Origin of the sequence: Pseudoalteromonas ostreae (genome assembly GCF_018069805.1) — a bacterium.
GTDB classification, from domain to species: Bacteria; Pseudomonadota; Gammaproteobacteria; order Enterobacterales; family Alteromonadaceae; genus Pseudoalteromonas; species Pseudoalteromonas ostreae.
In genome coordinates this window covers 156,971-175,513 of record NZ_JAGPYN010000005.1, presented here as the reverse complement: position 1 = coordinate 175,513, position 18,543 = coordinate 156,971, and the positions used below count along the sequence as shown (strand labels likewise).

Genomic DNA, 18,543 nt, shown 5'->3' with positions numbered 1-18,543 from the left:
AATATGTTAAATTGCGCCGTTATTTTTTTCTGAATGATGTACCCATGTGAGTAGCTCAATATCCGATCACACGCAGTTAGCCCTTGATATAAAACAGTGGGGTAAAGAGCTTGGCTTTGCCGAAGTTGGCATCACTGACATTGATTTAAGCAAACACGAAGCACAATTACAGCGCTGGCTTGATTTAGGCTATCACGGCGATATGGAATATATGGCCGCTCATGGTATGAAACGCGCTCGCCCTGCGGAGCTAGTCCCAGGTACTGTGCGGGTTATATCTGTAAAAATGAATTACCTGCCCCCCGATGCAAGCTTTGCTAAAACCCTCAAAAATACCGATAAAGCGTATATTAGTCGTTATGCGTTAGGGCGTGATTATCATAAACTGATGCGTAATCGATTAAAGAAATTAGGTCAAAAAATTGAGCTTCAAATCGGTCACTTAGGTTATCGGCCATTTGTTGATTCAGCACCAGTATTAGAACGTCAACTTGCTGAAAAAGCAGGTTTAGGCTGGCGTGGAAAACACAGCTTGCTAATCAATAAAGAAGCCGGTTCTTGGTTCTTTTTGGGTGAGTTATTTGTTGATATCCCTTTACCAATTGATAAGCCCAATGAGTTTGAGGGATGTGGGAAGTGTGTAGCCTGCATAACTTTATGCCCAACCGGCGCAATTGTAGAACCTTACGTAGTTGATGCGCGCAAGTGTATTTCTTATCTTACTATTGAGCTACAAGGGCCAATCCCAGAGCAATATCGCTCACTATTAGGTAATCGCGTTTACGGCTGTGATGATTGCCAATTAGTTTGCCCATGGAACCGCTACGGGCAAATTACCGATGAAGCCGACTTTCACCCACGAACACAATTAAAAGATAAAGATTTACTTGATTTATTTAGTTGGGATGAAGCCACCTTTTTAAAAAATACCGAAGGCAGTCCAATCCGTCGAATTGGCCATCAACGCTGGCTCCGAAATATTGCTGTAGGTTTAGGTAATGCGCAATTTAGCCAATCGATCGTTGACGCGCTCAGCGCCAGTTATGATCAATCAACCGAATTGGTAAAAGAACATATAGAGTGGGCGCTTAAGCAACAACGCTCAAAACAAGATAAGCTGCTACGAAAAACCGCCCGTTTGATACGTATCGTAGAAAAAGGCCTGCCAAGAGATGCATAGCTTATCATCTCTTGGGGCTTCAGTATTAACCTTGTTATTTACTCAGTAAAGTTGATAAGTCTTGCTCAATTTCATAAAAAGCGGCTTTTACCCCCTTCACAGACTCTTCACGGGCAACTGATTTTTGAATAGCGTGATCTACCTTCTGATAAATAAACACTTCTTGATCTTCATCTAACCCCATTGTCGGGATCCGATCTTCTAATTCTTCTTGTAAACGTTTGAATACGGCTTCATTACTCTTACGATTTTCATTCAACAGCTCAATTAAGCCATGAAACTTGCTATTAACCATAGTAATTGCATCATTTAGCTTTGTTTGTTGCAATTCTAAAGCTTCACGAGTCATGATTGCTCGTAACTGTTGCTCTGTAACACTGACAATAAAACACACATGATCACGGATCCGGCCATGCTTATCAGGATCGTGATCTGGCATGTTTAAAACTAATAAACTAATTAATTCATAATTAACTAAAATACGGTGAGAAAACTCATGTAAGCGCCCCTTATTTTTTAGCATATCAAACAATTCAATTACAATTGGCGAACACGTACCATTTAGAGAAAAATGCTCAGGAGCATCAATACTAGATCTAAACTCAACATTACTTTGTAAATCAAACGTTCTTAAACAATGAACCAAGCTTTCACCAAGTGCTTTAGTGTTGTTAATCATACCAATACTCTCAATATAATTAACTATTTGCCCCATTTCACTACTGTTTGCCATGGCATTGAATGCGGTTGATGTGGCCTCTTCTATTTGCTGTTCTAACGATTTTTTTTCAATGAGGACTTGATTAAGGATTTTCAGTTTTGATTTAAGTTCGTCCGGCCCAAATGGCTTAACAATATAATCTTCCGCACCGACTGCATATCCTTCCATCCGCTCTTCAACAGTGCCTCTGGCTGATACAAACATAACTATAATATGAGCCGTACTGGGATTGGCTTTTAGCTTTCTACATACCTCATAACCATTCATTTTTGGCATACTCACGTCAAGTAAAATAACTTGCGGCGCAAACTCTTCCACTACACTGAGGCACTCAGGGCCACTGCTGGCCATCTTTAATTCAAAATCAAGATCTAACAATATTTCTTCTATAATCTCTAAATTAAAGGGCTCGTCATCAACAGCTAGAATTCTAGTTACTGGCATAATTGTCATCCATTTCATAATTCATATTAATAGTTTAGTCGTAAAAAAAACTCTTACCAGTAAGGCTAAGTAATTTATTCTTGCTTAACTAAAACTTTTTATCTCTAAAGGCAAAACAATACGAATCGTAGTACCTTCGAGGCTATTATTATGAGCAGAAATAACCCCTTCATGTAATGCGACAAACTCGCGACATAAGGCTAAACCAAGTCCAGTTCCACCAGCACCACTATTGGTTTTGCTACTTTGTACGAATTTTGAGAACACATGTTCAAGTTCATCATCAGGTATCCCTATACCACTATCAATTACTTCAATAATTGCATGCTCTTGTTGATTAGTTAAAACGACTTCAATACAGCTATGTGGATCGCTAAACTTCAACGCATTGCCGAGAATATTGCGTAATAATTGATTTATTTGCTCTTCATCACAATCAATTATAATAGGCGGCTTTGGTGGTAAGTACTGCACTTCAATCTCTTTTTCCAAAGCAGTACCTGACACATCATCAATACTGGTTTTAATGATATTGCTCAGGTTATGCGGACGTGGGTTAAAGGGGAACTTACCAACATCCAGTTTAGATAAGTCGAGTAAATTATTAAGTAATGAGAGCAGTCGCTCGCCACTACACTCAATGCGAGATAAATATTTCTGTAACTTTTCGACAAAGATATCCCCCCCCTCCAGTTTGTCTAAACCAAAGCGAGCAAAACTTAATATTGAATGCATAGGCGTACGTAATTCATGGGACATATTAGCAAGAAACTCTGATTTGCTGTGGTTTGCTGCTTCAGCGACATTTTTAGCATGTTCAAGCTGCGATGTTCGAGCGCGTACCTGCTCTTCTAGCATGTCTTTTGCTTCGAGTAATAGTTCCTCTTTAAGCTTCAGGTGAGTAACATTTTTAAAAATAACCGCGAGTGCAATATCACCATGATGGTCAATTTCATTAAACGAGCCAACTAATGGGATAGCCTCTCCTTCTCTCATGGGTAGATACACGTCACAGCTAAATTGACGATTTTTATTTAACGTCGCTATTTTTTCTTTAATTTGCTCAGCAGACATCGTATCTAATAAAGTAAAAACTGAGCTACCTTTAAGTACTTTTGCGGGTAAACTAAAGAGTTTAGAGCAAGCATCGTTTGCTTCAATCACCTCGCCGTTACGCTCAAATAGCATAATCGCATCAGGTGTATGCTTATAAATAACGCGTAACAAGCTATCTTTTTCAATAAGTGCATCAACAGTATCTTGCAGGCGTTCAACCAACTCTGAGTTATGCCGTCTTAACAACTCCGTTTGCCAAAGTTTATGTACTGATTGTAGTAGCATATTTTCATTGATTGGTTTAACAAGTACATCTTCAACCCCTTGACGGATAGCTTCAATCATCGACACTTGATTTGGCTTTGAGGTGAATAGTAGGCAACGACATTGCGGATATAATATTTTAAGGGCGGCAAATACTTCTAAACCAGAGCCATCTGGCAGACTAAAATCGCTCAATAGCAGATCAATTTCATGTCCTTGCGTTTGGCTAACCGCGGAGCTAATACTATTAGCTGTAATAGTTTTAATATGAGCACCTAATAGACTATTTTCTATCTTTTCAAGGCGTTGAGGAATATGATCAACCAGTAATATCGTGGGTAATACTAAAACACCATCAGAACCAAGCTCTAAAACATTCTCCAACAAGGTGCTGATCTCTTTATTCGCGAAGAAAGGATAAATCACCAGAGCATTTGGTGCCAGTCGATTAAGCTCACTAAATAAAGATAGCTGTTCGCTGTTTTCAACTTTAGGTGCAAGCAGTAAAAAGCGATCTTGACTCACCTGTGTCACTAAAAATTTTGCGGTAGCTACTGGAACACCATGTGCAATAGTCACTAAATCATAACTATTAAACGCTGTACATTCCTGTAGCATTGAAAAGTGGATCAATTCAACTTCACAGCCAATCAATTCAAGCAATACTTTTATCCGCATCGCTAAAATACTATTGCTATCAATTATCAATATTTTCCGCACAGCTTTGACCCCGCTTTTCATCAACTTAAGATGGTAAAAGCGTAGTCTAAGTTTTCTGCATTAACATAATCTAAAGGATTATTTTTAGCCGTATATCTACCCCAAATGCTTACCTAAAATAGTTAAGCTGTATTGACTGTCATCCATAATAGCCACATTAGGTAATTCTCCCCATTGTTGATAACCAAAGCGCTCGAACAATTTAATACTCGGTATATTATGACTAAATATAAATGCTAATAGTACTTTAATATTTAATGACTTAGCTTGCTCTTGGGCAAAAGTAAGTAAGCGTTTACCAAGCCCTTGACCTTGTGAAAATGCTGTAATATAGATACTGATTTCTACCGTTCCATCATAGGCTGGACGACCATAAAAAGATTTATAACTAAGCCAGGCTATCACCTTAGAGTCTTGCTCATAAACGTAAATAGGCCGCTGCTCGGTATGGCTATTAAACCAACTTTGTTTGTCTGCTATGCTGACTTGTTCGGTGTCGGCTGTGACCATTCGACTTGCTATTGTTTCATTATAAATTGCAACTATGACGGCTAAATCATTACTATTTGCTAATCGTATTGTCATTTTGTTTTTAGCGGTTGTTGATCAATGCATTGCATAGTAACGTATGAATTAAAGTCACACTACTGCAAAATATGCGGTAGACTGCTATCTCAGGTGTTCAGCCACAACAAGTTAAGGAATCGGTATGTTTAACAAATTCTTATTATGCTGCGTAATACTCAGTTGTAATGTTTATGCACAGCCAGAGCAAACAAGCCAACAGCAGGCTGAGGCTACATCGTGTGATGATTTCACTAATGTTACTATGCGCAAACTTCGCTCTAAAGAGAGTATCAATTTATGTCAATTCAAGAATAAACCCTTATTGATAGTCAATACGGCAAGCAACTGCGGTTTTACGCCACAATTTGAAGGGCTTGAAGCGCTATATCAAAAATACCAAGAGCAAGGTTTAGTGATACTGGGATTTCCTTCTGATGATTTTTTCCAAGAAGAAAATGACGAAAAAGACACTGCTAAAATTTGCTTTATAAATTACGGCGTGACCTTCCCTATGTTTGCCACCAGCGAAGTCAGAGGCAGTGATGCCAATGCTATATTTAAACATTTAAATGCCCAAACTAGTTCACCAAATTGGAACTTTTATAAATACCTTGTATCTGCAGATCGCAAACAGGTTGAACGTTTTAATAGCAAAACCAAGCCAGATTCAGACAAATTAGTTAAAGCAATAGAACAAGCAATTTCAGATATTTAATTTTATACTGGTACAAATAGTCATTATTGAACTAGAATAACGTAAGATTCGATTAAAAAAACACCACTTTAAAACGGGAGATTTTATGACAGTGGCAAGTGCAAGACACATATTAGTAGACAGCGAAGCGCAGTGCTTAGATTTAAAAACCAAGATTGAACAAGGCGAAGATTTTGCTGAGTTAGCTAAGGCACATTCAAACTGCCCTTCAGGTCAGGATGGCGGTGCATTAGGTGAGTTTGGTCCTGGAATGATGGTTCCTGAATTTGATAAAGTGGTATTTTCAGCACCGATTAATCAAGTACAAGGTCCTGTGCAAACTCAGTTTGGCTACCACTTACTTGAAGTGACCAGCCGTACAGAATAACGTTGGTTTTATTACTAACCTAAAAGAAAGCCGCCTCTGCGGCTTTCTTTTTATCCCAAGGAAAGCACATGCAACTATTAGGCTCAACAACCTCGCCATTTGTACGCCGCATTCGTATTTGGGCACTGTTAAATCAATGCAGTCTTGAGTTTATCAACTTAGATATTTTTTCAGACACTGATCGTCAGCTGATGATAAAAAATAATCCAGCCCGAAAAATTCCAGTGCTAATCACTAAGCAGCAAACTTTGGCTGATTCAAATAACATCATCCGCTTTTTGCTCGAACAACACAGTCAAACTCGTCTGAATTGGCAACAAGAGCACCTACTAACAATCATTAATGCATGCAATGATTCACTGGTTGAGTTGTTGCTTTGTCAGCGTTCAGGATTCGATACAAAGGATGATAAATTATTTTTTAATCTACAAAATGAACGCATTGCTGAAACATTAAGCTATTTAAATAACCATTTTGCAGATGCCGAATTTAAAAGCTGTGAATACCTGTGCATCAGTTTATACTGCTTACTTGATTGGATTTGCTTCCGCGAGTTAACGGATCTAACGGCACATACCGAGTTAATGAAGTTCTATTATTCCTTTGCTCAGCAACAGGCAGTGCAGCAAACCGATCCACGTAATTAACATTTAAGGGTAAACACATGAGTGATATCGAAATTGAATCAGAACTAGTTAGTTTTGTTGAAAAAGTACGTCAAAGTGAACAAATCTGGGCGCTAGGTGCTGAAGATGGCGGTTTTGTGGTTTGTGACTCTAACCAATTTGAAAACACCGATGTACTATTATTGTGGGAAAGTGAAGCAACAGCAAAAGCCCAGTGTAAAGAAGAATGGGCCGATTACAGCCCACTGCAAATCACCTTGGATGAGTTTTTAGATGACTGGGTTGAAGATCTAAAAGAAGATGATGCACTGGTAGGTCTAAACTGGAATGACGACCAAGTATGTGTTGAAATCGAACCGGTTGGATTAGCACGCGCACTAAGCGAATAAGCATTATTTAACATTGCTTTACTGCGCTGGTTTATTTGCTATAAACTAGCGCAAATCTTTACTTTCAGGGTATTACGTTGAAATCCCATCTTGGTCGCCGCCCTTTTTCCGCTATGGAATTACATACGCTTTACCATGGCTATATATATGGTGATCAACGCTTACCTCGCGAACAGCCGAAACACTGGCATTTTTGGCTCCCTTTAATCGCTTATTACAGCGGAGCTTACAGTGACGAAATTGGCCATTTACAGCTGTGCGATATTGTTGAACATCAACAGATCCTTTGTTTTCATTTCCATACCCACGGCAAGATAAAAGCCCGTATTGTGCCTATCCATCAAGCACTTTTTGATGCTGGCTTAAACGAGTATATCGCAGCAGTTAAACAACAAGGACACGCTCGCCTATTGTTTGACTTACCATCTAAATCAGGTCGTTATAGCGAGAAAGTTCGCATTTGGTTCTCTGGAGAAGGAGAGCGTGCTGGCTATTTACAAAAGTGTGATATTCCCAATATCGATCAACTTGGTATGAAAACCGCTGTCAGCAGTCTAAGGCTCAATTTTGAGCAGCAAATCCGCATTTATGCAATTCAGGCAGGCACTAAAGATGCTTTTAATTATCTGCTTGGCTTTAATGAATATGAATTGACCGAATTTAGCAATGTAACCACTCTTAATCAGATCTGCCAACAAATACGCGTGATCAACCCGCATATAAATTGGCACCGCTTTAATCAGCGTCACACCATTTGACAAACTTTGTTACCAACTCAACAAGCTCATTACTCACTGTTTAAAAACTGTTAAGATAACTTAGTACAACTCTAACAAGAAAGTATCAGGGATCTCTATGTTTATTAAAAGCCTACTCACACTCAGTGTGGCCGTTGCCGTAAGTTCGGCGCATGCTAATGAATTTGTACTCGAAAAGCTCGCAAAACCAAGTTCTCAATACGTATCTTTAACGCTTGATCCAGCTCAAGAAAATTTTAGCGGCATGACAGAAATCGCCCTTGAAGTACTTAAGCCCACTAACTATATCGAGCTAAATGGTGTTGCTTACGCAACCCAAATGGCCAAACTACTTGGGGCTGAAAACTGTGACTTAAGTGCTGAAATGCTAAAAACAGGTAAAGTAAAGTTTAGCTGCGATGAGCAAATTCAACCGGGTAAATACACGCTTAAAGTCGACTTCACTGCCCCCTATAATCGCCAAAGTGTTGGCCTGTATAAAACCTTAGATCAGGGTGTGCCGTATTTATTTACCCAATTTGAAATGAGCGATGCCCGCCGCGCATTCCCTGTATTTGATGAACCAAGTTATAAAATCCCATTCCAATTAACGATTACAGCACCTAGCTCTCAAAAAGTGTATGCCAATACACCTGAGTTAAAAACGACCGTTAATGGCGATATGACCACTCATTTTTTTGATAAAACCCCGCCAATTCCTTCATACTTAGTGGCGATGGCTGTCGGTCCATTTGAGGAGCGTGAAGTCAAAGGCATGCCAATTCCAGGCCGTGTGATCACGCCACAAGGTAAAATTCACTTAGGTGAATATGCCGAGCAAGCAATGCCAAAAGTGTTGGCCGCACTTGAAGGCTACTTTGGTATTCCTTACGTTTATAAAAAACTGGATTCAGTCGCTGTTCCTGAGTTTCCATTCGGTGCCATGGAAAACGCAGGCTTAGTTACCTACCGTGAAGATATTTTGCTGCTTGATTTGGCCACAGCGACTCGCAATAAAAAACAACGCAATGTATCTATCATCGCTCATGAACTTGCTCACCAGTGGTACGGTAACTTAGTAACCATGAAATGGTGGAATGACTTATGGCTAAATGAAGCGTTTGCAAGCTGGATGGCTGCTAAAATCACAGCCCAGCTTAACCCTGAATTTGAATCACATTTAGACCTGCCGCAAAATAACGTTATGGCGTTAGATGCTCGTTTAAGTACTAAGCCAATTCGTAAACCAATCAAAACCGAAGCCGATATTATGGACGGCCTAGGCTTAGCCTATAGCAAAGGCAGCTCGGTATTAGCTATGGTTGAAAACTGGATTGGCGAAGAGGCTTTCCAGCAGGGTATTCGCGCTTATTTAAAAGAGTTCTCGTATAAAAACGCCGAAGCAGCCGACTTATGGCAAGCCCTTGGTAAAGCATCAAATAAAGATGTGGCAGCGGTTTTAAAATCGTTTATCGAACAATCTTCATTCCCACTAATCAAAGTGACTCAGCAAGGTAAAACGATTACCATTAATCAAAGCCGCTTTACTAACGCGGGCGTTGATGCTCCTGCACAGCTTTGGAATGTGCCAGTTGCAATAAAATACGGTGCTGGCGATAAAGTTAAAACAGCCAATGTATTACTCACTAAAGCCAATCAAACTGTTGAAGTTGAATTTGAAGCTGAGTGGATTTATCCAGATCAAGGCGCTTTAGGTTATTACCGCTGGGTGATGGATGACAAACAATTTGCTGCATTGATTGATAACGCCGCCCAGTCATTGACAGCACGAGAACGTTTAGCGTTATTGTCTGCCGCTGATGCATTACTAGATGCTGGTGTTATTTCAGCTGCACATTTAATGCAAACACTAGAAGTTTTTGTAAGCGACAAACATCCACGCGTTGCAAATACCGCTTTGGGTTATTTAGCCGCACAAAAACGTACCTTTGAAGATGAAAGCAACCAAGATCTGTGGCCTAAATTTATTCGTAAAAGCATCATGCCTGCAGCTAAACAGTATGGTTTAACCGCAAAAGTTAATGAAGATGCTGCAATCTCGCAATTACGTACTCAAGTAGTTGCACGTTTAGGTTTTGATGGTGAAGATCAAAGTGTGATCAATACCGCCAAGGCACAAGCCCGTGTTTACTTAAATAACCCAGAAAAAGTTGATCCGTACCTTGCGTCAATCTACTTAAACTTAGCTGCATTCCATGGTGATAAAAATCTACTCGATGCGTATATCAATACCTTTAAAACAACCAAAGATCCGCAAGTGCGTACAAAAATGCTAGCGGCTATGAGTTACTTTGGCACACCAGAGCTACAAACTAAGGTATTAAATTACAGTTTAAGTGACGATGTCACTGCATCTGACATGCGTACGATTATGTCAGGACAGGCTTACACGAAAGTCCGTGAAGCTTTGTTTATTGAATGGATATACGCGAATTACGATAAAGTAGTTGCAAACTTGCCACCTTTCTTCGTGCCTAACCTGCCTAACTTTACCACCTCAGGTTGTAGCGCCAGTAGCTTAGCAAAAACGCAAACTTTCTTTATGAGCAAAATTGCTGATGAGCCAGGTTATGCCCGTACCTTAAGCAAGCTTGAAGAAAGCGTAAATAATTGTATTGCACTTAAAGAACGTGAACTCGTTTCTGTTAATAGTTTCTTAAAACGTTAATTTGTACGGCAAGCCAATGGCTTGCCGTTTTTTTTTATCAACAGCGTTATTTATCCATTGATAATTTTTACTAGCTGGGAAATAAACTCTTTTGCACCTTCAACGCTAGTCATTTTAAAACCAATTCCATAATGGATTGGATTCGTGCTTTTAAAAATACGCGTTGGAAACCGTGTCATTTCACTACTATGAAAAAAACCGCTAATGCGGTTAACGCCGGCTATTTTATTAAAATCATCACTAAAGACTTCCAGTGCAGGACGAAGCACAAGCTTGGCTTGGCCACCTTCTATATGCAAATAAATTGCTTCTTTGGACTTAGGTAACATATATTCAGTGATATTCTTAATTCTAAAATTACTACGGCACTCTAATGCAATAAGTTGCTCGTTGATTTGCTCTGGACTAGCTGACATGGATATCCTTGATTTTCATTAAGCTCTTAGCTGTAAACTACAGCACAGCCAAGAACCTGCAAAGTTTTATATTATAGTTATTTAACGCATACAAAAGCGAGTTGATCATTTAAGTAGCTCATACGGGTAATATTGCTATCACAGAAAGGCGTTAAATCAAGCCATAGCGAGACCTGCTCAGGGCTATTTAGCTGGCGCTGGTAAACACGATTATCGACCGCATAAATGACCGTATTAGCGTCTTTAAATGCGTAATCTTGTACCGTCTGCGGTAAACGAAAGAGGTCAGTGACGGTATTTTCTTGCGGATCATAACTTGCTAACCAGTGCTGCTGTGCTTTGCTATAACTAAATGTATAAGCAGCTAATTCATGATTAAATGTCAACGTACGGCCAATATGCTCAGCAACCACTTTGGGCTTTGCTGCAGCAACCTGAGTATATTGTAAAGTATGTGGTTCGCCTAAAATAAACATCACCATATCATCTTTGGCGCCCCAAGCATGATAACCAACTGGTTCTATCCACTCAAAAATACGACTTGGTTTAACATTATCGTCAAACGGATATTGCCATAACTTCTGCTTACCATCCGCCTCGACTACGATAGCTGACAGTGCCTTACCATTAGGTGTTAAAGTCGGCGAGTATTCACTCACAGCAGTATTTGTTAAATTAGTTACTTGCTTATTGGTAAAATCATAAAAAGCTAGATCTGTTTGACTTTGCCCTTCACTTTGCACTTCTTGGGTAAAATAAATTCCACCTTTGGTAAGTAAAGGCTGATTATTATAAACATCATTATTAGTGATACGGCTTACTTGTAACCCATATTCTGTGTTAAGTTTAGCAAGTAAAATTTCGCTTTTTGGCATCGCAGCTAAAACGCTATTAGGGGTAACTGCAAGGGTGGCAACAAAACTTAGCCAAGGTAAAGTCAATTTCATATCATTCTCTAATTATTTTTATCGCCCTTATAATAGCGCTATTTTATAGTTATTCCCAAGTCTGTTATTGATATGTCACTTGACCTACCCCCTTACTACGCCTTATAACTACAGAGCTACTTAAAACGAGAAAAATTATGTCAGCTAAACATCCTATTATTGCGATCACTGGTTCATCTGGTGCGGGTACTACCACCACGACAAGTGCTATTAAGCATATATTTCGCAGTCTTAATATTGAGGCCGCATTTATAGAAGGCGACAGTTTTCATCGCTATACTCGTCCTGAGATGGATAAAAAAGTTCGCGAAGCGCAGCAAGAAGGTAAACATATTAGTTACTTTGGTCGTGAAGCTAATGACTTTGCAGCCCTTGAAGGTTTGTTCAGCACCTATGGCGATACTGGAGCAGGTAAATTACGTCGTTATTTGCATACCTTTGACGAAGCCGTGCCATACAATCAACTACCAGGTACCTTTACTCCGTGGCAAGGACTGGAAAGCAGCACCGATATTTTATTCTACGAAGGACTGCATGGGGGTGTTGTCGATGAAGATCATGATGTAGCTAAGCATGTTGATTTACTAATTGGTATGGTGCCTATCATTAACCTTGAGTGGATCCAAAAGTTAATCCGCGACACCTCTGAACGTGGTCACTCTCGCGAAGCTGTTATGGGCTCAATTGTCCGCAGTATGGATGATTACATTAATCACATTACGCCACAGTTCTCACGCACGCACATAAACTTTCAACGTGTACCAACTGTTGATACTTCCAACCCATTTAGCGCAAAAGATATTCCGTCCCTTGATGAAAGCTTTGTGGTTATTCGTTTTCGTGGCATAGATGACGTCGATTTCCCGTATTATCTACGTATGATCGAAGGCAGCTTTATGTCACGGATCAACACCTTAGTGGTCCCTGGTGGAAAAATGGGACTCGCTATGGAGTTAGTATTAACCCCACTTATCAAAGATATTATCCTTAAAAAGCGTGCGCTTGCCGAATTAGCCCCCGTTGATTTGCCTATTTAAGAAATACGCTTGCTGAAATATATAGCTTATGTAAACTGCTGACTTCATCATAAAAGGAGATATCAGCATGACAGAGCCATTACGCATTCTCGTCGGTTCCAAAAATCCGGTAAAAATAAATGCTGCCCGCAGTATTTTCTCTCTCTATTACCCTGATATGACGATTGATTGTCAAGGAGTTGACGCACCTTCACAAGTACCTGATCAGCCAATAGGTGAAGATGAAACACGAATAGGCGCACAAAATCGCGTCTTGTATTGCCAGCAGCATTACCAAGCTGATTTTTATGTTGCAATGGAAGGTGGTGCTGAGCAATTTAGCTACGGCCCTGCTACCTTTGCATTTGTAGTCATTGCTGATAACCAACAACGTGCTATCGGTCGTAGTAGTAACCTTCCTTTACCCCCAAGCCTGTATAATGCGTTATTGCAAGGCAAAGAACTTGGCGATGTAATGGATAACGCATTTAATACTACCAATATCAAACAGCAAGGCGGTGCTATTGGTTTATTAACTAATCATCATGCCACCCGAGAAAGTACCTATACGCAAGCGCTGACACTCGCTATGGCGCCTTTTCTTCATCCCGCGCTTTACTCTAAGGAAGTTTAATGAAGTACACCCATGTTTTATTTGATGCCGACGAAACCTTATTTAGCTTTAATGCCTATGCAGGCTTAAAAAGAATGTTTGCAGTTTATGGCGTAGATTTTAATGACGCTGATTACAGTCATTATCAAGCAACAAATAAACCGTTGTGGCTTGAGTATCAAAACAATACTATTTCCGCTACTCACCTACAAGTCACTCGATTTAGTGAGTGGGCTAATAAGCTCAATGTTTCAGCTCAACAGCTTAATGATGATTTTTTAACTGCCATGGCTGAGATCTGCGAACCATTACCTGGTGCTATTGAACTGCTAAATAAACTAAAACCGCATGCTAAATTAGGCATTATCACCAATGGTTTTACCCAGCTACAAGCACGTCGCTTAGAGCATACCGGATTAAAAGAGATGTTTGATTGTTTAATTATCTCTGAGCAAGTGGGAATTGCAAAACCAGCCGCAGAAATTTTTTATCACACTTTTGAACTGTTAGGTAATCCACCAAAAGAACAGATCTTGATGGTCGGTGATACCGCAAGCAGCGATATCTTAGGTGGCCAAAATGCGGGGATTGATACCTGCTGGCTACAGCATCCCAACACAGTTCTACCAGAAGGCATTGAACCAACATACCAAGTGACTGAGCTGGTGCAGTTACAACAGCTGTTAGGATTGTAAAAAGGTTTAATACCAATCGACTTAAATATTTAAACAAAAAAATGACGCTAGATAGCGTCATTTTTTATAACTGTTTTAAGCGTTTGCCGATTAAGCTGTAGCTACTTCTAAACCTGGTGCTGGCATGTATACTGGGGTATCAAATGTTGCCCATTCCCATGCTGACTCAGTCGCCATAATTTTACGAAGTAACTTATTATTCAGGTCATGGCCTGATTTATAAGCTGTAATTTTTCCTAACATGTTGTGGCCTGTCATAAACATATCACCAACACAGTCTAGAATCTTATGCTTAACAAACTCATCGCTATAACGCAGACCGTTAGGATTAAGTACTTTAAACTCATCCAATACTACGGCGTTATCCATGCTGCCACCTAAAGCTAGGTTATTAGCATGCATATATTCAATGTCTTTCATAAAGCCAAAAGTACGTGCGCGGCTGATTTCTTCTGTAAAGCTTTGCGTAGTAATATCTAAACCGATACGCTGGCGGCTTTCATTGATTGCCGGATGATCGAAAGCAATTTCAAAGTCGATATGAAAACCATCATATGGTTCAATCTCGGCCCACTTATCACCTTCTTCAATACGTACTTTTTCTTTAATACGAATAAAGCGCTTAGCCGTATTCTGCTCTGCAATGCCGCCTTTTTGTAACAAATAAATGAATGGTAATGCACTACCATCCATTATTGGTACTTCTGAGCTATCTAATTCAACGATCAAATTATCGATACCCATTGCCGCTACCGCAGCAATAAGGTGCTCAGTTGTGGATAAGCGAACGCCATCTTTATTGGTTAAACAGGTACACAATTGCGTATCGCCAACGGCTTCAGGTGTTGTTTCAAAATCAACAACCGGATCAAGGTCGACACGACGAAATACTATCCCAGTATTTGCGCTCGCAGGTCGGAGAGTAATAGTGACCTTCTCACCTTTGTGAAGTCCAATTCCTATGGCTTTGACTATCTCTGCAATGGTACGCTGTTTAATCATAGCTTCGCTCACTTAATAGTTACAGTTAGACCGCGGATTGTATCACAGATACGACCAGCTGCCAAATTCGTTTGCTTTTCAAACAAAAACAATTACTTTTTTGCTTAATCCGCTTGTTTTCTTAAAAATGCAGGGATGTCGAAATAATCGCCACCGTCTGATTTATCAGACTTTTTACCGCTATCATTGGTTTTAGATAAACCACTATTGCTTTGCGTTGTCATGCTCGATTCGTGCTTTTCAGTCGCTGGAGCTGAGCTCATTTCGTCACCACTACCTTGGCTTGCAAAGCTTGGTACATACATACTGTTCGTTTGGTTTGTTGAACCATTTACATCAGAACCTGATGCTTTTTTAAAGCCGTTATCGACAACACCAAACTGTGGACGACGATCGCCGCCTAAACCTGTAGCTACTACAGTTACACGTAATTCATCAGTCATTTCAGGGTCAATAACCGCACCAACCACCACAGTTGCATTTTCAGATGCTAATGCTTTAACGTGATTACCAACAATTTCAAACTCCTCAATCGCGATATCCATACCTGCAGTGATATTAACTAGGATGCCTTTCGCACCAGTCAAATCAACGTCTTCAAGTAGTGGGCTTGAGATTGCAGCTTCTGCAGCTTCTTGCGCACGATCAGGACCCGATGCAGACGCTGTGCCCATCATCGCAGTACCCATAGCTGACATTACTGTACGTACGTCGGCGAAATCCACGTTAATTAAACCAGAACGAGTAATTAATTCAGCAATACCTTGCACGGCACCAAACAATACATCATTTGCTTTAGCGAACGCATCTAATAGTGTAGTCCCTTTGCCTAAAACTTTAAGCAATTTATTGTTAGGAATTGTAATAAGTGAATCTACAATTTCTGATAATTCGTTAATACCTTGCTCAGCCGCTGCTGCGCGCTTTTTACCTTCAAAGTCAAACGGACGTGTCACAACAGCAACCGTTAAAATACCTAACTCTTTGGCAATTTTGGCAACCACAGGCGCAGCCCCAGTGCCGGTACCGCCACCCATACCTGCAGCGATAAATACCATATCAGCACCTTCAAGGCTGGCACGAATAGTATCTGCGTCTTCCTCTGCTGATTTGCGACCTACATCAGGGTTTGCACCCGCACCTAGCCCAGAGGTGATCTGAGTACCTAGTTGCACTGTAATATCTGCTGATGAGTTACGTAATGCCTGAGCATCCGTATTAGCGGCAATAAAACGCACGCCTTCAATTTGTTGCTTAACCATGTGCTCAACAGCGTTACCGCCGCCGCCGCCCACACCGATTACTTTTATAACAGCTTCTTCGCTGTGTTGTTCCATTATATCAAACATGTTTACTCTCCGACTTGAGTATTAAAACTCGCCTTGAAACCACTTTGTTATGCGGTTCCACCAACTATTATCGCCTTCAGGTTTCGATTTTTGTGCATTCATCGACTGCATTGTGCGGCCATATTGTAATAAGCCAACCGCCGTTGCATATGAAGGGTCATCTACATAATCTGTCAAACCAACTATCCCTATAGGTTTGCCTATTCTCACTGGCATCTGGAAAATGTCTTCAGCCACTTCCATCGCGCCAGCCATTTTAGCACTACCGCCAGTAATGACGAGTCCTGCTGCAATTTGGTCTGCTAATCCTGAACGATGAATTTCTTCCATCGCTAATTCAAATAATTCTCTAAAACGTGGCTCAACCACCTCGGATAAGGTATGACGCGACATCAACCGCGCTGGTCGCCCGCCTACACTAGGCACTTCAATAGTTTCTTCGCTGCTGGCCATTTGGCTACTTGCACATGCATATTGTACCTTGAGTGATTCAGCATGGGATATCGGTGTACGAAATATTTTTGCAATATCGCCAGTCACTTGGTTGCCCGCTACAGGAATAACTGCAGAGTGGCGCAACGCACCATTGATATAAATAGTGATATCCATCGTACCGCCACCGATATCAAGTACCGCAACACCGAGCTCTTTTTCGTCATCGGTTAATACCGAATAACACGACGCTAATGCAGTGAAAATCAGTTGATCAACTTCCAGGCCACAACGTTCAACACATTTTTCAATATTTTTAGCCATATCGTTTGAGCAAGTTATAATGTGAGCACGGGCTTCCATTCGTACACCACTCATACCACGTGGGTTTTTAATCCCTTCTTGCATATCGATACTGTATTCTTGCGGCAGTGCATGCAGCATTTTACGTTCGGCTGAAACAGGCACAGAACGCGCAATATGAATAACATTTTCAATGTCTTCATCAGTCACTTCGGTGTTATTAATTGCCACAACACCACTTTCGTTTTGGCACTGAATATGTTTACCTGAGATCCCCAAATACACGGAGCTAATACGGCAATCAGCCATAAGTTCAGCTTCATCGATTGCACGACGAATAGACTCCGACACCAAGTTAAGGTCGTTTACACCGCCTTTATCCATACCATGGGACACTTGGCTGCCAACCCCAACAATGCTGAGTTTGTTATCTGCGGTGATTTCACCAACCGTGGCCACCACTTTTGAGGTGCCAACGTCTAATCCAATCACTAGGTTTCTTTCTGCTGACTTAGTCATGCCTTACTCTTATTTTGTAATTGCGCTTCTTCCAGGAGCTTCCAGCTCACTGCAAGGCCGGTATCATACCGTAAATCCACTACATCTACTTGTGCATCTGCACGTTTTTCCATCCGCGGGTAAACATCGATAAACCGTTGTACCCGTTTAGCTTTTTCTTTACGCCCTAATTTAAGGCGAATACCGTTATCGAGCCATAACTGCCATGAAAATCGCTCTGACAATGCTAGGCTGGTTAACTTTAAATTATTAACCTTAAGCATGTCATCAAGCTGCTTGAAAGCTCCCCATGCTTCAAATTCACTGCCCTCAGGGCCATAAAGTTGTGGCAGGTCATCACTGAGCTTTGTACTGCTAGCTTGAAACACTTCACCGCTTTGGTTAAGTAATAAATCACTATTCCACACTGCGACAGCCTGATGCTCTACCACATACACTTGTAATGTATCTGGCCACTGCTTACGTACCGATGCAGTAGCCACCCAAGGTAAGTCTTGCACTAGACGTTGTATGTTTTTCACGTCTAAATCAAAAAAACTCGATAAGTCGGCTTTTTTAATTGCGCTAATAATCGCTTTCTCATCTGTGTATTGAGGTTTCCCCAACACCGCTAAATGCTTTATTTGCGCATCTTTATTTTCCACCAACCACTGTCTAACGCCGCTGGTGATGTGCACCAAACTAAAAACCACGATTAAAAAAAAGCTCACACCTAAAATTAGCGACCAATTTAGTTGTTGTTTTAATTGTTGCGCTTTTTCCAAAAAGGGATGCAT

Annotated in this window: 19 protein-coding genes; 10 read left to right on the top strand and 9 right to left on the bottom strand. The window is 40.6% G+C overall.

Features of this window, described 5'->3' with window-relative positions; translation table 11 throughout:
• The first annotated feature begins 46 nt into the window (after positions 1 to 46).
• Positions 47 to 1,180 (top strand): tRNA epoxyqueuosine(34) reductase QueG, encoded by a 1,134-nt coding sequence (gene queG, locus J7338_RS05930; protein WP_210796185.1) that lies wholly within the window; start codon positions 47 to 49, stop codon positions 1,178 to 1,180.
• Between the two features lie 34 nt (positions 1,181 to 1,214).
• Here queG and J7338_RS05925 read toward each other — a convergent pair whose 3' ends face one another.
• From J7338_RS05925 to J7338_RS05915, 3 genes are all read right to left on the bottom strand, one after another.
• Positions 1,215 to 2,345: a response regulator gene (locus J7338_RS05925; RefSeq protein ID WP_210796184.1), complete on the bottom strand. Its 1,131-nt coding sequence runs from the start codon at positions 2,343 to 2,345 to the stop codon at positions 1,215 to 1,217.
• 84 nt (positions 2,346 to 2,429) lie between these two features.
• Positions 2,430 to 4,406 (bottom strand): ATP-binding protein, encoded by a 1,977-nt coding sequence (locus tag J7338_RS05920; RefSeq protein ID WP_210796183.1) that lies wholly within the window; start codon positions 4,404 to 4,406, stop codon positions 2,430 to 2,432.
• Positions 4,407 to 4,481: 75 nt separating this feature from the next.
• Positions 4,482 to 4,970, bottom strand: coding sequence for a GNAT family N-acetyltransferase (locus J7338_RS05915; RefSeq protein WP_210796182.1), 489 nt, complete (start codon positions 4,968 to 4,970; stop codon positions 4,482 to 4,484).
• Between the two features lie 124 nt (positions 4,971 to 5,094).
• On the opposite strand from J7338_RS05915, the gene J7338_RS05910 reads away from it, so the two are divergent.
• From J7338_RS05910 to J7338_RS05885, 6 genes are all read left to right on the top strand, one after another.
• Positions 5,095 to 5,667, top strand: coding sequence for a glutathione peroxidase (locus tag J7338_RS05910; RefSeq protein ID WP_210796181.1), 573 nt, complete (start codon positions 5,095 to 5,097; stop codon positions 5,665 to 5,667).
• 85 nt (positions 5,668 to 5,752) lie between these two features.
• Positions 5,753 to 6,034, top strand: coding sequence for a peptidylprolyl isomerase (locus J7338_RS05905; protein ID WP_145236931.1), 282 nt, complete (start codon positions 5,753 to 5,755; stop codon positions 6,032 to 6,034).
• 68 nt (positions 6,035 to 6,102) lie between these two features.
• The gene (locus J7338_RS05900) at positions 6,103 to 6,681 is read left to right on the top strand and encodes a glutathione S-transferase family protein (RefSeq protein WP_210796180.1); all 579 of its coding nucleotides are present in this window, start codon (positions 6,103 to 6,105) and stop codon (positions 6,679 to 6,681) included.
• A gap of 17 nt (positions 6,682 to 6,698) precedes the next feature.
• Positions 6,699 to 7,049, top strand: a complete 351-nt coding sequence (locus tag J7338_RS05895; protein WP_145236925.1) for a DUF2750 domain-containing protein — start codon at positions 6,699 to 6,701, stop codon at positions 7,047 to 7,049.
• Between the two features lie 77 nt (positions 7,050 to 7,126).
• Positions 7,127 to 7,807: a site-specific integrase gene (locus J7338_RS05890; RefSeq protein WP_210796179.1), complete on the top strand. Its 681-nt coding sequence runs from the start codon at positions 7,127 to 7,129 to the stop codon at positions 7,805 to 7,807.
• Positions 7,808 to 7,904: 97 nt separating this feature from the next.
• Positions 7,905 to 10,475: a M1 family metallopeptidase gene (locus tag J7338_RS05885; protein ID WP_210796178.1), complete on the top strand. Its 2,571-nt coding sequence runs from the start codon at positions 7,905 to 7,907 to the stop codon at positions 10,473 to 10,475.
• A gap of 50 nt (positions 10,476 to 10,525) precedes the next feature.
• On the opposite strand, the gene J7338_RS05880 is transcribed toward J7338_RS05885, so the two are convergent.
• Positions 10,526 to 10,891 (bottom strand): hypothetical protein, encoded by a 366-nt coding sequence (locus tag J7338_RS05880; protein ID WP_145236916.1) that lies wholly within the window; start codon positions 10,889 to 10,891, stop codon positions 10,526 to 10,528.
• 77 nt (positions 10,892 to 10,968) lie between these two features.
• A complete protein-coding gene (locus J7338_RS05875) occupies positions 10,969 to 11,838 on the bottom strand; it encodes a TolB-like translocation protein (RefSeq protein ID WP_210796177.1) in 870 nt (289 codons plus the stop codon).
• A gap of 137 nt (positions 11,839 to 11,975) precedes the next feature.
• On the opposite strand from J7338_RS05875, the gene J7338_RS05870 reads away from it, so the two are divergent.
• From J7338_RS05870 to yjjG, 3 genes are all read left to right on the top strand, one after another.
• Entirely contained in the window at positions 11,976 to 12,875 is a 900-nt protein-coding gene (locus tag J7338_RS05870) for a phosphoribulokinase (RefSeq protein ID WP_210796176.1), read from the top strand.
• A 67-nt stretch (positions 12,876 to 12,942) separates the two neighbouring features.
• Positions 12,943 to 13,488 (top strand): inosine/xanthosine triphosphatase, encoded by a 546-nt coding sequence (gene yjjX, locus J7338_RS05865; RefSeq protein WP_210796175.1) that lies wholly within the window; start codon positions 12,943 to 12,945, stop codon positions 13,486 to 13,488.
• Entirely contained in the window at positions 13,488 to 14,162 is a 675-nt protein-coding gene (yjjG, locus tag J7338_RS05860) for a pyrimidine 5'-nucleotidase (RefSeq protein WP_210796174.1), read from the top strand. The genes yjjX and yjjG overlap by 1 nt, the downstream gene beginning before the upstream one ends.
• Before the next feature lie 90 nt (positions 14,163 to 14,252).
• On the opposite strand, the gene lpxC is transcribed toward yjjG, so the two are convergent.
• The 4 genes from lpxC to J7338_RS05840 all read right to left on the bottom strand — a co-directional run bounded on the left by lpxC (position 14,253) and on the right by J7338_RS05840 (position 18,543).
• A complete protein-coding gene (gene lpxC / locus J7338_RS05855) occupies positions 14,253 to 15,164 on the bottom strand; it encodes a UDP-3-O-acyl-N-acetylglucosamine deacetylase (protein ID WP_210796173.1) in 912 nt (303 codons plus the stop codon).
• A 104-nt stretch (positions 15,165 to 15,268) separates the two neighbouring features.
• Positions 15,269 to 16,513: a cell division protein FtsZ gene (gene ftsZ / locus J7338_RS05850; RefSeq protein ID WP_210796172.1), complete on the bottom strand. Its 1,245-nt coding sequence runs from the start codon at positions 16,511 to 16,513 to the stop codon at positions 15,269 to 15,271.
• 21 nt (positions 16,514 to 16,534) lie between these two features.
• Positions 16,535 to 17,767 carry a cell division protein FtsA gene (ftsA, locus tag J7338_RS05845; protein ID WP_210796171.1) on the bottom strand — a complete coding sequence of 411 codons (1,233 nt, stop codon included), beginning with the start codon at positions 17,765 to 17,767 and terminating at the stop codon, positions 16,535 to 16,537.
• Positions 17,764 to 18,543, bottom strand: a complete 780-nt coding sequence (locus J7338_RS05840; RefSeq protein WP_210796170.1) for a cell division protein FtsQ/DivIB — start codon at positions 18,541 to 18,543, stop codon at positions 17,764 to 17,766. The genes ftsA and J7338_RS05840 overlap by 4 nt, the downstream gene beginning before the upstream one ends.